Source organism: Azospirillum doebereinerae, from assembly GCF_003989665.1.
Lineage (GTDB): Bacteria > Pseudomonadota > Alphaproteobacteria > Azospirillales > Azospirillaceae > Azospirillum > Azospirillum doebereinerae.
This window is the reverse complement of the sequence record NZ_RZIJ01000001.1, coordinates 22,830-36,123: the sequence shown is the minus strand read 5'-3', so window position 1 is coordinate 36,123 and position 13,294 is coordinate 22,830. Positions and strand designations below refer to the sequence as shown.

10 protein-coding genes are annotated in these 13,294 nt (G+C 69.3%); 5 read left to right on the top strand and 5 right to left on the bottom strand.

Features of this window, described 5'->3' with window-relative positions; translation table 11 throughout:
• The first annotated feature begins 1 nt into the window (after position 1).
• Complete coding sequence (gene purD / locus EJ913_RS00125; protein WP_126993653.1) at positions 2-1,288, top strand: phosphoribosylamine--glycine ligase; 1,287 nt, start codon at positions 2-4, stop codon at positions 1,286-1,288.
• A gap of 196 nt (positions 1,289-1,484) precedes the next feature.
• Here the strand turns inward: purD and EJ913_RS00120 are convergent, their stop codons facing one another.
• Positions 1,485-1,949 carry a nucleoside deaminase gene (locus EJ913_RS00120; RefSeq protein WP_126993651.1) on the bottom strand — a complete coding sequence of 155 codons (465 nt, stop codon included), beginning with the start codon at positions 1,947-1,949 and terminating at the stop codon, positions 1,485-1,487.
• Between the two features lie 119 nt (positions 1,950-2,068).
• On the opposite strand from EJ913_RS00120, the gene EJ913_RS33195 reads away from it, so the two are divergent.
• The 3 genes from EJ913_RS33195 (at position 2,069) to oxlT (ending at position 6,090) form a co-directional block, all read left to right on the top strand.
• Positions 2,069-3,562: a pseudouridine synthase gene (locus EJ913_RS33195; RefSeq protein ID WP_126993649.1), complete on the top strand. Its 1,494-nt coding sequence runs from the start codon at positions 2,069-2,071 to the stop codon at positions 3,560-3,562.
• On the top strand, positions 3,543-4,103 hold the full coding sequence (gene rsmD, locus EJ913_RS00110) for a 16S rRNA (guanine(966)-N(2))-methyltransferase RsmD (protein WP_126993647.1): 561 nt from the start codon (positions 3,543-3,545) through the stop codon (positions 4,101-4,103). The genes EJ913_RS33195 and rsmD overlap by 20 nt, the downstream gene beginning before the upstream one ends.
• 646 nt (positions 4,104-4,749) lie before the next feature.
• Positions 4,750-6,090 (top strand): oxalate/formate MFS antiporter, encoded by a 1,341-nt coding sequence (gene oxlT / locus EJ913_RS00105; protein WP_126993645.1) that lies wholly within the window; start codon positions 4,750-4,752, stop codon positions 6,088-6,090.
• Positions 6,091-6,216: 126 nt separating this feature from the next.
• Here the strand turns inward: oxlT and EJ913_RS00100 are convergent, their stop codons facing one another.
• Positions 6,217-6,417 (bottom strand): hypothetical protein, encoded by a 201-nt coding sequence (locus EJ913_RS00100; protein WP_126993643.1) that lies wholly within the window; start codon positions 6,415-6,417, stop codon positions 6,217-6,219.
• A 202-nt stretch (positions 6,418-6,619) separates the two neighbouring features.
• On the opposite strand from EJ913_RS00100, the gene EJ913_RS00095 reads away from it, so the two are divergent.
• Positions 6,620-8,284 carry an alpha-amylase family protein gene (locus tag EJ913_RS00095; protein ID WP_126993641.1) on the top strand — a complete coding sequence of 555 codons (1,665 nt, stop codon included), beginning with the start codon at positions 6,620-6,622 and terminating at the stop codon, positions 8,282-8,284.
• A gap of 49 nt (positions 8,285-8,333) precedes the next feature.
• Here EJ913_RS00095 and EJ913_RS00090 read toward each other — a convergent pair whose 3' ends face one another.
• The 3 genes from EJ913_RS00090 to EJ913_RS00080 form a co-directional block, all read right to left on the bottom strand.
• The gene (locus EJ913_RS00090) at positions 8,334-11,438 is read right to left on the bottom strand and encodes a Calx-beta domain-containing protein (protein WP_126993639.1); all 3,105 of its coding nucleotides are present in this window, start codon (positions 11,436-11,438) and stop codon (positions 8,334-8,336) included.
• 617 nt (positions 11,439-12,055) lie between these two features.
• Positions 12,056-12,607, bottom strand: a complete 552-nt coding sequence (locus EJ913_RS00085) for a hypothetical protein (RefSeq protein ID WP_126993637.1) — start codon at positions 12,605-12,607, stop codon at positions 12,056-12,058.
• An 89-nt stretch (positions 12,608-12,696) separates the two neighbouring features.
• Positions 12,697-13,245 carry a hypothetical protein gene (locus tag EJ913_RS00080; protein ID WP_126993635.1) on the bottom strand — a complete coding sequence of 183 codons (549 nt, stop codon included), beginning with the start codon at positions 13,243-13,245 and terminating at the stop codon, positions 12,697-12,699.
• Positions 13,246-13,294 lie beyond the last annotated feature (49 nt).

Here is a 13,294-nt window from a genome sequence, read left to right as displayed (position 1 = left end):
CATGAAAGTCCTCGTCGTCGGATCCGGCGGTCGCGAGCATGCCCTGTGCTGGGCCATCGCCAACTCGCCGCTGTGCGACGCGCTGTACTGCGCGCCGGGCAACGCCGGCATCGCCGACGTGGCGACCCTCGTGCCCATCGGGGCGGAGGATGTGGACGCGCTGGTCGCCTTCGTCCAGGCCAACGCCATCGACTTCGTCGTCGTCGGGCCGGAAGGGCCGCTGGTGCTGGGTCTGGTGGACAAGCTGACGGCGCTGGGCGTCAAGGCCTTCGGCCCCAGCGCGGCGGCGGCGGAGCTGGAAGGCTCCAAGGGCTTCATGAAGGACATCCTGGCGAAGTACAACGTGCCGACCGCCTTCTACGGCCGCTTCACCGATCCCGAAGCCGCCAAGGCCTACGTCCGCCAGCACGGCGCCCCCATCGTGGTGAAGGCCGACGGTCTGGCCGCCGGCAAGGGCGTCACCGTCGCCCGCACCGAGGCCGAGGCCTTCGCCGCCATCGACGAGGCGCTGGTGGACGGCCGCTTCGGCGCCGCCGGGGCGGAGGTGGTGGTCGAGGAGTTCCTCGACGGCGAGGAGGTCAGCTTCTTCGCGCTGTGCGACGGCGAGAACGCGCTGCCGATGGCCTCGGCGCAGGACCACAAGGCGGTGGGCGACGGCGACACCGGCCCCAACACCGGCGGCATGGGCGCCTATTCCCCGGCCCCGGCGTTGACGCCGGACCTCCAGGCCCGCGTCATGCGCGAGATCGTCGAGCCGACCGTCAAGGGCATGGCGGCGGAGGGGCGCCCCTTCAAGGGCGTGCTGTTCGCCGGCCTGATGATCATGCAGACGCCGGACGGCCCGGTGCCCAAGACGCTGGAGTTCAACGTCCGCTTCGGCGACCCGGAATGCCAGACGCTGATGATGCGGCTGAAGTCCGACGCGCTGGCGGCGCTGGTCGCGGCGGCCGACGGGGTGCTGGACAGCATCGACCTGCGCTGGCACGACGAGACCGCGCTCTGTGTGGTGATGGCGGCCAACGGCTACCCCGGCGACTACGCGAAGAACACGGAGATCCGGGGCTTGGACGCCGCCAACGCGGTGGACAAAGTGACGGTGTTCCACGCCGGCACCAAACGCGCCGAGGACGGCCGGGTGCTGTCGGTCGGCGGCCGGGTGCTGGGCGTCACCGCCATGGCCCCCACGGTGGCCGAGGCGCAAGGAGCGGCTTACAAGGGCGTGGACGCGCTGGACTGGCCGGGCGGCTTCTGCCGCCGCGACATCGGCTGGCGCGCGGTGGGGCGGTAAAGCTGTTCGCTGGGGTAATTATTCAAGAGGACAGAGCCCTTCTCCCCTTGCGGGAGAAGGGTTGGGATGAGGGGTATTCGCCGAAGGCGAAGAAGAGGGGTTTGCCCCCCTCACCCCAACCCCTCTCCCGCAAGGGGAGAGGGGCTATTCCTTGCTGCCCGGTATACGCCGACCAAGCCAATCGGCTGATACCCGTTCACCGCCGCTCCCTGAAGAAATCCCGCAGCAGCGCCCCCGCCCGCGTCTCGCCGATGCCGCCATAGACGTCCGGCGCGTGGTGACAGGTCGTTTGTCCGAAGAAGCGCGGGCCGTGGTCCACCGCGCCGCCCTTGGGATCGTAGGCCCCGTAATACACCCGCCGGAGGCGCGCGAAGCTGATCGCGGCGGCGCAGAGCGCGCAGGGCTCCAGCGTCACGTACAGGTCGCAGCCGGGCAGGCGCGGCTGTCCCACCGCCGCGCAGGCGGCACGGATGGCCAGCACCTCGGCGTGGGCGGTCGGGTCGCGCAGTTCCTCCGTCCGGTTGCCGGCGCGGGCCAGCACGGATCCCGTCGCCGGATCGACGATCACGGCGCCCACCGGCACCTCGCCGCGCGCGGCCGCGGCTTCGGCGTCCTCGAAGGCGAGGTCCATGTAGGACGGGGCGGGGGGCGGGGTCGGCATGGCGCGGGAGCCTGCCCGCCGCCTCCCGGCCCCGTCAAACGAATTCCGACGCCGGATTCCACACCAAAGGGCAGGGTCTCGTGTTGCGGGCGGCGCCATCAGGCCCTATGGTCCGCCTCATGGACACAACCGATACCGACCCGACCTCCGCCGCCGCTCCGGACGGTGGTGAACGCATCGCCAAGCGGCTGGCGCGCGCCGGGCTCTGCTCGCGCCGCGACGCGGAACGCTGGATCACCGAGGGCCGCGTCGCGGTCAACACCCAGGTTCTGACCAGCCCGGCCTGCGTCGTGCGGCCCGGCGACATCGTTCAGGTCGACGGGAAGGTCATTCCCGAGCCGGAACCGGCGCGGCTGTGGCGCTACTACAAGCCGTCGGGTCTGGTGACCTCGGCGCGCGACGAGAAGGGGCGGGCGACCGTCTTCGACCGGCTGCCGCCGGAACTGCCGCGCGTGGTCTCCATCGGCCGTCTCGACCTGACGACCGAGGGACTGCTGCTGCTGACCAACGACGGCGAGCTGGCCCGCTTCCTGGAGCTGCCGGCCACCGGCTGGACCCGCCGCTACCGCGTGCGCGTGTTCGGCGAGGTGGACGAGATCCAACTGGCCGCGCTGGCCAAGGGACCGACCATCGAGGGCGTGAAGTACGGCCCGATCGAGGCGCTGCTCGACCGCGTCCAGGGCCGCAACGCCTGGCTGACCGTCAGCCTGAAGGAAGGCAAGAACCGCGAGATCCGCAAGGTGATGGAGTCGCTGGGACTCCAGGTCAACCGGCTGATCCGCGTCGCCTACGGCCCGTTCCAGCTCGGCAAGCTGGAGGAGGGCGGCGTCGAGGAGGTTCCCAAGCGCGTCGTCCGCGAGCAGATCTCCACCTTCTTCGGCACCGTCGCCCCGGCCGCCGAGCCGGAATCGAACACCAAGCTCCGCGCCAAGGCCCGTGCCGCCGAGGCCGGCGCCGCCTCCGCCGCCAAGCCGGCGGCCCGTGCCGAGGCCGCTGCGCCCAAACCCGCCGCCGAGGCGCCGAGGCGCGCGCCGCGCTCCGCCACCAAGCGGCTGGAGGTTCAGGCCGCCTGGGGCAAGGACGAGACCAAGCCCGCGCGTGGCCGCTCCGACGGCAAGCCGACCTTCGCGGCGAAAGCCGCCGAGGGCAAGCCCGGCTATGGCAAGCCGCCGTCCGCCGAGGGCAAGCCGGCGCGCGCGCGCGGCACGCTGTCGCTGAACGACCCGGCCTCGTCCAGGCCCAGCCGTGGCAAGCCGGAAAGCCGGGACGCCCAGGGGCCGAAGTCGCGCGACCCGCAGGGCGCAAAATCACGCGACCCGCAGGGTGCGAAGTCGCGGGATTCGCAGTCGAGGGATCCGCAAGGCGCCAAGCCACGCGGTCCGAAGGCGGCGGGCAAGCCCGCCTCGGCTCCGAAGCCTTACGCCCCGGCCAAATCCGCTTCGTCCAAGCCTGCCGGCATGGGCAAGCCCTCCGGCGCCCCCAAGCCCGCCGGTGCGGGCAAGCCGGCCAGCGCGGCGGCCCCCGCCGGTCCGAAGAAGCGCGACGGGCGGACCGACCGCCAGCGCGTCGAGCGTCCCCGCAAGGATCGTCCGGATGCGGATCGTCGGCGGTAGGCACCGGGGCCGGCGTCTGGCCGCTCCGGACGGACGCGACACGCGCCCGACCACCGACCGGACGCGCGAGGCCGTCTTCAACATCCTGGCCCACGCCGACTGGGCGCCCGATTTCGAGGGCGCCTTCGTCGTGGATGCCTTCTGCGGCACCGGCGCGCTGGGGCTGGAGGCCCTGTCGCGCGGCGCGGCGGGGTGCAGCTTCCTCGACACCGGCCGCGCCGCGCTGGACGCCGCGCGCGCCAACGTCGCGGCCCTGGGCGAGGAGGCGTCGGCCACCGTGCTGCGCGCCGACGCCACCCGCCCGCCGCCGGCCCGCCAGCCCTGCACCATCGTCTTCTGCGATCCACCCTACGCGAAGGGGCTGGCCCCCCTTGCCCTGACGGCGCTGGCGCGGGCCGGCTGGCTGGCCGACGGCGCGCTCGCCGTGGTCGAGGTGGGGGAGGGCGATCCGCTGCCCCCGCCGGACGGCTTCGCCCTGGTGGACGAACGCCGCTACGGCGACACGCGGGTCGTGTTCCTGACCTTCGCGGCGCGGGCCTGATCCCGCCGGCTTTTCCGACGATACTCCCAAGTTCCATTTTTCCGATCCGTTCCTTGCCGCGCCCACGATCCGTGGTTGGCGGCGGCTCCCTTGCGTTTCAACGGGTTGGCCGATGTTTTTCCATGATGCGGAAAGACAAAATGGATTGTTGAGTTCCAAAACAATCAGACGCAAAGATTGTGTGTCGCCGAGGTAGTTCAAAACACTGTCGCGGCGGCTTCATTCTATCTCCTTTGAATGCACACCCTCGACTGGGGGGGCCGTGCAGGTACCGGCACGGCTTCTTTTTCAAGACTGCGATTCAAGGAAGGGAATGGTTCGGATGAACAGTCCGGACTGGACTCCGTCGGGACAGGAATGAACACGAATACTTGAAGGTCCGGCAGCAGCATTCCGCCATTCTGGCTTTGGGCGTCTTTTTCGGCCTTTTTCTGGTATACCTAATTCCAAACTCGGTATTCAGAATTACCAGTGTGCGAACGGTACGATGCCGTCGAAGGACTTGGGAACAAACGACACCGCCGGTACGGAAACGTCGCGAAGAACGCATCCGTCCCGTCAACGCAACCGCGGCAGGGTCTCGGCATCGCTCCTGGGAGAAGGGGCGTCGCGGCGACCGGCTTTGGCTTAAGTTTTGGGAGGCACGATGACTTACTCTTCCACCCCATCGGCGGCTGACAAGGGGGCGCCGATCTCCGATCGCGCCCGCTGGATGCAGATCGTCGTCGGCATCGTCTGCATGGTCGCGGCGGCCAACATCCAATACGCCTGGACGCTGTTCGTTCCGGAAATCCAGGCGCAGCAGAACTGGACGCGCGCCTCGATCCAAACCGCCTTCACCATCTTCGTCGTCGTGCAGACCTGGCTGACGCCGATCGAGGGCTATTTCATCGACCGTTACGGCCCCCGCGTCATCGTCGCCGCCGGCGGCTTCTTCACCGGCCTGTCCTGGATCGTCGACAGCTACGCCAACACCCTGTCGGTCCTCTACATCGGCTCGGCCATCGGCGGCATCGGCGTCGGCTGCGTCTACGCCACCTGCGTGAACAACGCGCTGAAGTGGTTCCCGGAAAAGCGCGGTCTGGCGGTCGGCCTGACGGCGGGCGGCTACGGCGCCGGCTCGGCCCTGACCATCCTGCCGATCTCCAGCATGATCCACAGCGCCGGCTATCAGGCGGCCTTCTTCTGGTTCGGCCTGCTCCAGGGCGCGATCATCATCGCCGCCGCCTACTTCCTGCGCATGCCGCAGAAGGAGCACGTCAAGGCCTCGACCAAGGTCGCCCAGACCCGCCGCGACTACACGCTGGGCGAAGCCATCCGCACCCCGGTGTTCTGGGTGATGTGGGCGATGTTCATCGGCACCGTCACCGGCGGCCTGATGGCGGTGGCCCAGCTCGGCGTCATCGCCCACGACCTGGGCGTCAAGGAGACCCCGGTCAGCGTGCTCGGCATCACCATGGCGGCGCTGCCCTTCGCCCTGATGCTCGACCGCGTGATGAACGGCATCTCGCGTCCGCTCTTCGGCTTCATCTCCGACCACATCGGCCGCGAAGCGACCATGTTCGTCGCCTTCTCGCTGGAAGGCCTGGGCATCATCGCGCTCAGCCGCTTCGGCCATGACCCGATGATGTTCCTGCTGCTCAGCGGCATGGTCTTCCTGGCCTGGGGCGAAGTCTACAGCCTGTTCAGCGCCACCTCGGCCGACACCTTCGGCACCAAGCACGCTGGCAAGATCTACGGCGTCCTCTACTGCGCCAAGGGCGTCGCCGCCCTGCTGGTCCCGCTCGGCAACCTGCTGATGGAAGCGACCGGCACCTGGGCGACCGTGCTCTACGTCACCGCGGCCATGGACCTGACGGCGGCGCTCTGCGCGATCCTGGTTCTCAAGCCGATGCTGGCCCGCCACCACGCCCGCAACGCCGAGGCGGCGCAGAGGGCCGAGGCGCAAGGCGTGCCGCTGTCGTCGGCCCAGCCGGCCGGAAACTAGACCGGGCAAACGTTTCGAACCGACACGACCCTCTGCTGTGCCCCCTCCCCACCCTTCCTCCGCGCCCACGCGCGGGGGAAGGGCAGGGCGGGGGCAAGAGCGTGCGGGGAGGCGGAGCGGAAGCGGTCACTCGATCCAGAACGGCCGGTCCTCGCCCTTGGCGCTCTGCTGGAAGCGGTCGGAGGAAAAGGCGATGCCCGGTTCCTCCTCGGCCTCGTCCTTCTCCGGCAGGATTACGTCGTAGGGCTTCCTGCCGCTGGCGAGGTAGATGGCGTGGCCGATCATGCCGGTCAGCGCGAGGAACAGGAACGCCTGGGTTTCGATCATGATCCGTCTCCATCAGTGCCACGCTTATGCTGTGGTGCAACATAGAGCGCGGTATGCCAAATGCAAAGTTCTTTGTATACCACGTACAAGAGGCCAGCCATGCGCGAGGCGGGTGACTGACCCGGATGCGCCATGCCCGGAACGCGCAACGCTTCGCTCCCGCCGCTGTTTGTTCGGGAACGGAAAACGGCGCGAGGCGGGCATGATCGAGGACCTCTGGTACAAGAACGCGGTCATCTACAATCTGTCCCTCGCGACCTTCATGGATTCCGACGGCGACGGGGTCGGCGACTTCAAGGGATTGCAGCGGCGGCTGGACTACCTGCACGGGCTGGGCATCACCTGCCTGTGGCTGGGGCCGTTCCAGACCTCGCCGATGAAGGACGACGGCTACGACGTCGCCGATTACTACAACGTCGATCCGCGCTACGGCACGCTGGGGGACTTCGTCGAGTTCACGCACGCCTGCAAGCAGCACGGCATCCGCGTCATCATCGACCTCGTGGTCAACCACACCTCGGACCAGCACCCGTGGTTCCAGGCCGCGCGCAAGGATCCGGACAGCCCCTACCGCGACTGGTACGTCTGGGCCGACCGCAAGCCGGCCAACGCCGACGAGGGCATGGTCTTCCCCGGCGTGCAGAAGACGACCTGGACCCATGACCGCGAGGCCAAGGCCTGGTACTTCCACCGCTTCTACAAGTTCCAGCCCGACCTGAACACGTCGAACCCGGCGGTCCAGGCCGAGTTGCTGAAGATCATGGGCTTCTGGATCCAACTGGGCGTGTCAGGGTTCCGCATGGACGCGGTGCCCTTCATCATCGCGACCAAGGGACCCGACGTCACCACCCCGACCGAACAGTTCGGCATGCTGCGGAGCTTCCGCGAGTTCGTGCAATGGCGCCGGGGCGACGCCCTGCTGCTGGCCGAGGCGAACATCCTGCCCGAGGACGACCTGGAGTATTTCGGCCACGACGGCGACCGCTGCCACATGATGTTCAACTTCCAGGTCAACCAGCATCTGTTCTACGCGCTGGCCAGCGCCGATGGCGGACCGCTGATCGACGCGCTGCTGGCGACCAAGCCGCGCCCGCATTCCGGCCAATGGGGCAGCTTTCTGCGCAACCACGACGAGCTCGACCTCGGCCGTTTGACCGAGCCGCAGCGCCAGGCGGTGTTCGACGCCTTCGGGCCGGACAAGTCGATGCAGCTCTACGACCGGGGCATCCGGCGGCGGCTGGCGCCGATGCTGAACGCCGACCGGCGGCGGCTGGAGCTGGCCTACAGCCTGATGTTCACGCTGCCCGGCACGCCGGTGATCCGCTACGGCGACGAGATCGGCATGGGCGACGACCTGTCCCTGCCGGAGCGCAACTGCGCCCGCACGCCGATGCAATGGTCGGACGAGCCCCAGGCCGGCTTCACCAAATCCGACACGCCGATCCTGCCCGTGATCAGCGGCGGGGTCTTCGGCTACGAGCGCGTCAACGCGGCGGCCCAGCGCCGCGACCCGGAATCCATGCTGAACTGGACCGAGCGCATCATCCGCATGCGCAAGGAATGCCCGGAAATCGGCTGGGGCGACTTCCGCGTCCTGAAGACGACCTGCCCGGAGGTGCTGGCCCTGCGCTACGACTGGCGCAACAACGGCGTGGTCGTGGTCCACAACCTGTCCGACGGCCCCCGCGAGATCACGTTGGACGTGGACGGGGAGGGCGAGACCTCGCGGCTGGTCAACCTGCTGTCCAACGACCACAGCGAACCGGATTCCAAGGGCCGCCACCCGATGGTGCTGGAGGCCTACGGCTACCGCTGGTTCCGGGTGGGCGGGCTGGATTACCTGATGAAGCGGAGCGAGGCGCTGTAGGCGACGGCGGGCTTCCCGTGCCCGCCGCCGCCCGCTGTTTGAAGAGCGGTCAGCCGGTGATGAACCAGCCGGACGCGACCTGATCCGGCCGGACCCCGGTCAGCAGCACCCCATCGGTGGCGCTGAACCGCACCAGGGCGTCCGAACCGGAGGTCTCGACGCTCCAGCCCTGACCGACGCCGATCTGCATCCGGTCTCCCCCGGCCGCGTCGAAGTCGGTGATGACGTCCATCCCGCTGGCGATGCCGAAAGCGAAGACGTCCGCCCCGGCGCCGCCGGTCAGCGTGTCGGCCCCGGCGCCGCCGGCCAGCAGGTCGTTGCCGGCCCCGCCCAGCAACAGGTCGCTCCCCAGCCCGCCGGACAGGAAATCCTCGCCGCCGCCGCCGGTCAGCGTGTCGTTCAGCGTGCCGCCGATCAGCACGTCCCGCCCGGCCGAGCCGGTCAGGGACGCGGCCGTTCCGTCGGCGGCCCGTTGGGCGGCGAAAGCGTTGCTGACGCTGGCGCCGTTCGTGTCGGTCAGCGTCACGCTGCCGGTATAGGAACCCGCCGTGCCGTAGAAGTGGGTGGCGGAGAGCGCGCTGGTCCCGGAGGCCACGGTCTGGGCGGTCGTCTGCCCGTCGCCCCAGTCGATCGACGCTTGAGTGACGGCTCCCGCCCCGGCAGCGAAGCTGATGGAGAGGGTGGCCGTCCCTTGCAGGCCCGCTTCGCCAATGGTCGGCAGCGAATCCAACGTCGCGGCGAACAGATCGGCCACGCCGTTGGTGTCGCCACCGACCACGTTGCTGGCGGCCGTGTCGAAGAGGATCCGCGTGCCGTCGGCGCTCAGGCTCACCTGACCGACGCCGGCGTTCAATTCGGCGCCGTCCGCGGCGACGCTGAGACGCCGGACAGCGCCGGTTTCGAGATCCTTCAGGAACACGTCCCGCGCCCCGTTGGTGTCGCCGTCCACGAGGTTGGAGCCGGTGCTGGTGAACAGGACGGATTTTCCATCCGTACCGAACGCGACGCCGCTGCTGCTGCCGTTGGCCGGGGTGCCGTCGGCCGCCGTGCTGACCAGACGCGTCACGCCGGTCTGCAGGTCGCGGACATACACGCCCGCCGACCCGCCCTTGCCGGCGTCGAGCCCGGACAGGCTGCTGGTGAAGAGAACGTAGCGCCCGTCGGCGGAGAAGGCCTGGGCGGTCGATGCGCCATTGCCGGGAAGCGAGCCGTCCGGAAGCCGGTCGATCCGCTCCACGGCGTTGGTTTCCAGATTGTGAAGGCGCAGAGCCCCTTGGTTGGTATAGGCGAGAAGGCTCCCGTCGGCCGACACCACCGGCGCGTTGGCCGTCCACGGCATCGGGCTGCCGGAGTCGCCGAAGCTGCGGACCGTGTTCGTCTCCAGGTCGGTGACCACGACGCTGGTGGATTGCCCCTGGTGGATGCCGACCGACTGGTTGACCTGGGTCAGAGTCCGTCCATCGGCCGAAAGCCCGAGGTCGGAGATGGAACTGGTGCCGGCGTTGAAGCTGGTCTCGGTTCCGGTCGCGATGTCGCGGATGTGGATGGAGGTGAGCGGGTAGTCGTAGCCGGAGGTTTGCAGGCCGACGCTGGTGTAGAGCAGCTTGCCGCCGTCGTCCGAAAAGGCCAGCACGCCCACCCGCTTCGACGCGGTCGCGTTGAAAGCCGGCATCTCGATCCGCGTGGCGATGCCGGTCTGCAGATCCTTCACGAAGAGGTCGGCCTGCCCGTTGATGTCGCCGCTCACCAGATTGCTGGCGCTGCTGATGAAGGCGACGTAACGGCCATCCCCCGAGATCGCGCCGCTGCCCGCCGCGTTGGCCTGGGTGCCGTCGCTGGCGGTGTTGGCACGCGTCACCGCCGTGGCGTCGAAGGAGTCACGTTTCCACCCCATGGAAGTGATCGACGGCCCGACCGGCTGCTGCGGGGCGTCGGCCACCTGGAGGTTGGCGGCGGTCAGCGACGCCTTGGTCACGCCCATCAGGCGGACGCCGGTGGTGTTGCTGAAGTTCAGCAGGGTGCCGCCGCTGTCCTCGGTCGCCGCGGCGAGCACCGCGGCGGCGCTCCCCAGCCCGCTCCAGCCGCGCAGATCCAGCACGTCGCCGCCGGCCCCGGCCTGGAAGTCGCCGATGGCGTCCCAGCCGTCGTTCGGGTTGATGACGAACCGGTCGGAACCGGCGCCGCCCTCCATGTAATCGTTGCCGGCCCCGCCGATGATGACGTCGTTCTGCGCCGTGCCGTACAGCTCGTCGCGCGCGGCGGTGCCGGTGAGGGTGTTGCCGGCCGAATCGTCGTTCAGGACGACGCCCAGGGCATCCTGCCGGCCCGCCACGAGGCTCCATCCCTGGGAGGGCGACGCCAGCGACACGGTGAAGGATTCGTCCGCCTCGACCGCGTTGTCCCCGGTGATGCCGACATGGATCGTCGCCGTGCTCTGGCCCGCGGCGAACTGGACCACGCCGGAGGGGCCCTGATAGCTGAAAGGCGACCCGGCCGGGCGATTCAGCGCGAAGTCGTTGACGTCGGCCATGTTGTAGGGATAGGAGCGCGAGTGGCTGCCCATGGAAGACCAGGACACCGACGCGGCTTCCGAGAGGTCCCCGGTGCGGGTGACGGTGAAGGCGTAATCGGTCACCCCGCCGCCGCTTCCCTCGTTCTGCACGACCTTGGTGGTCTCGAAAGAGATCGACTTGTCCGGCGGCGGCGCCTCCGCTCCATGGAATTTCAAGCCTATCGGACCCGACTTGAAGGTCGCCGCGTCCATGCCGACCAGCCGAAGGGTCGTGTCGGGCGCCAGCGTGATGATGGTGTCGCCCCCGTCGGCGGTGACGAGCTGGTTCAGCGCGGCGCGGCTGGTGATCGCGGTGAAGGCGGTCAGGTCGAGCGTATCGGCGAACTGGTAGCCGCCGCGGAAATCGCCGATGACGTCCCAGCCGTCGCCCGGCCGGATCACGAAGACGTCGGCCCCGGCGCCGCCCTCCATGTAGTCGTTGCCGGCGCCCCCGGTGATGGTGTCGTCGCCGTCGCCGCCCAGGATCACGTCGCGCGCGCTGTTGCCGGTCAGCCGGTCGTTGCCGCCGTCGCCGCCGATGGTATTGTCCTCCGCCCCACCGGTCAAAGTGTCCGAACCCGCTCCACCCCAGAGAGTAGCCATGTGGCCGCATCCATTCCGGTTTGTTTGTAAAGTGGTTCGAATTTTCCCTGGAAGCGGGCCGCACACAACGGCGTGCACGGAGCATAACCGTTCTTACAACCGGCACCTCTTTGGGGCGCTCGGTCGGGTTGCAACAATCTTTGGGAGTGGGCGGAACAACCGGTGGTGATGTGGGCGGGAGGAGCGGCGCCGTCTTTCCGATAATCCGACGGGGGGCGCCGTCCGAACTTTGGCCCGATGCCGGCCAGTTTCCAACGCCGCAGAGGTCGGAGCGTCGCGCCTGCACCGCTGGCCGCTGTGGCTGTAGGTCGGCTCAACTCATCGCCCGGATCCACGCCACCCCAGGGGCTGGGGGGCGCCCCGACCACGTGCCCAGCGCTCGTCCAGCGGGTCGTGGGGCGGGACCGGCCTTTCCGTGTCCGGGAGGCCACCGCTCGGGATCGCCGCGTCGCCGTGCATGAAGCGCTCGTCCTTGCCAGCTTCGGGAGAAGAACCCTGGCCGGAAAGGAGAGCGTTCCAACGACTGCGCGCGAGCCTTTTCGATGTGCCGCCCGGCGGCTTTTCCGCTTGCCTCCGGCGGGTTGCCGGGCCGTCGGGTCTGAAACCGAATCGGTGCCCTACGCAAGCTTGTCGAGGCCGCTGGAAACGGCCGACTTGTTCTCGCCCGCGCGGCTGTTGCAGGGCGAGGGCGCGCCGCCGGCGACGAACTCCAGCAGATCGTCGGGCAACTCGTCCTCGATGGAGTCCGAGGGCTGCGGCAGCACGACGTGGATCTCCGAGGGCTGATCGAGGAACAGCACGGGCTGGAGGCCAGGCGGCAAATCGAGGTCGTTGCTGGTCAGGGCATGGAACAGGGCGCGGGGGTCCGACGCCGCGCGCAGGCGCAGGTCGGGAGCCCGCTCGGCCGCCTCGAACAGGACGTTCTCGAAGAACTGGCGGCGGGTCGTGGCATCGGGCACCGGTCCGGCCTGCTCGGGCAGGGGCAGGGCGAAGTACATGGCGCCGGCCGGTTCCTCGTGGATGCGGACACGCAGGTCGTCCGGCAGGGAGCGGCCGAGCAGCGTCGCGCTCCCCGCCTGCGGGTCGGCGATCAGCCGGGCGCGGACGGCCGGGTCGGTGGCGGCGGACTCGATGCGCCGCTTGTCGGCGATGCTGAAACCGGTGGTCATTCTCGGTGCGTTCCTCGCAGCGGTTGGGGCGGGGGCCGACGGCAGGGCAAGCGGCCGTCCCATCGGGCCAAAACGAAAACGGTGTCTTGCTAAAGCTTGTCCACGGTGGCGGTCATGGTCGCGAGGTGCTCGCCCGCGCGGCTGTTGCAGGGCGAGGGCGCGCCGCCGGCGACGAACTCCAGCAGATCGTCGGGCAACTCGTCCTCGATGGAGTCCGAGGGCTGCGGCAGCACGACGTGGATCTCCGAGGGCTGATCGAGGAACAGCACGGGCTGGAGGCCAGGCGGCAAATCGAGGTCGTTGCTGGTCAGGGCATGGAACAGGGCGCGGGGGTCCGACGCCGCGCGCAGGCGCAGGTCGGGAGCCCGCTCGGCCGCCTCGAACAGGACGTTCTCGAAGAACTGGCGGCGGGTCGTGGCATCGGGCACCGGTCCGGCCTGCTCGGGCAGGGGCAGGGCGAAGTACATGGCGCCGGCCGGTTCCTCGTGGATGCGGACACGCAGGTCGTCCGGCAGGGAGCGGCCGAGCAGCGTCGCGCTCCCCGCCTGCGGGTCGGCGATCAGCCGGGCGCGGACGGCCGGGTCGGTGGCGGCGGACTCGATGCGCCGCTTGTCGGCGATGCTGAAACCGGTGGTCATCCTGGAGCCGTCCCTCGAAGCGGTTGGGGGGGTGCGCCGATGATAGGGC

What these genes read in the sequence shown, in the direction of transcription:
- purD (WP_126993653.1), top strand. Translation starts at nt 2, where the DNA reads ATGAAAGTCCTCGTCGTCGGATCCGGCGGTCGCGAGCATGCCCTGTGC.
- EJ913_RS00120 (WP_126993651.1), bottom strand. Translation starts at nt 1,949, where the DNA reads ATGCCGACCCCGCCCCCCGCCCCGTCCTACATGGACCTCGCCTTCGAG.
- EJ913_RS33195 (WP_126993649.1), top strand. Translation starts at nt 2,069, where the DNA reads ATGGACACAACCGATACCGACCCGACCTCCGCCGCCGCTCCGGACGGT.
- rsmD (WP_126993647.1), top strand. Translation starts at nt 3,543, where the DNA reads ATGCGGATCGTCGGCGGTAGGCACCGGGGCCGGCGTCTGGCCGCTCCG.
- oxlT (WP_126993645.1), top strand. Translation starts at nt 4,750, where the DNA reads ATGACTTACTCTTCCACCCCATCGGCGGCTGACAAGGGGGCGCCGATC.
- EJ913_RS00100 (WP_126993643.1), bottom strand. Translation starts at nt 6,417, where the DNA reads ATGATCGAAACCCAGGCGTTCCTGTTCCTCGCGCTGACCGGCATGATC.
- EJ913_RS00095 (WP_126993641.1), top strand. Translation starts at nt 6,620, where the DNA reads ATGATCGAGGACCTCTGGTACAAGAACGCGGTCATCTACAATCTGTCC.
- EJ913_RS00090 (WP_126993639.1), bottom strand. Translation starts at nt 11,438, where the DNA reads ATGGCTACTCTCTGGGGTGGAGCGGGTTCGGACACTTTGACCGGTGGG.
- EJ913_RS00085 (WP_126993637.1), bottom strand. Translation starts at nt 12,607, where the DNA reads ATGACCACCGGTTTCAGCATCGCCGACAAGCGGCGCATCGAGTCCGCC.
- EJ913_RS00080 (WP_126993635.1), bottom strand. Translation starts at nt 13,245, where the DNA reads ATGACCACCGGTTTCAGCATCGCCGACAAGCGGCGCATCGAGTCCGCC.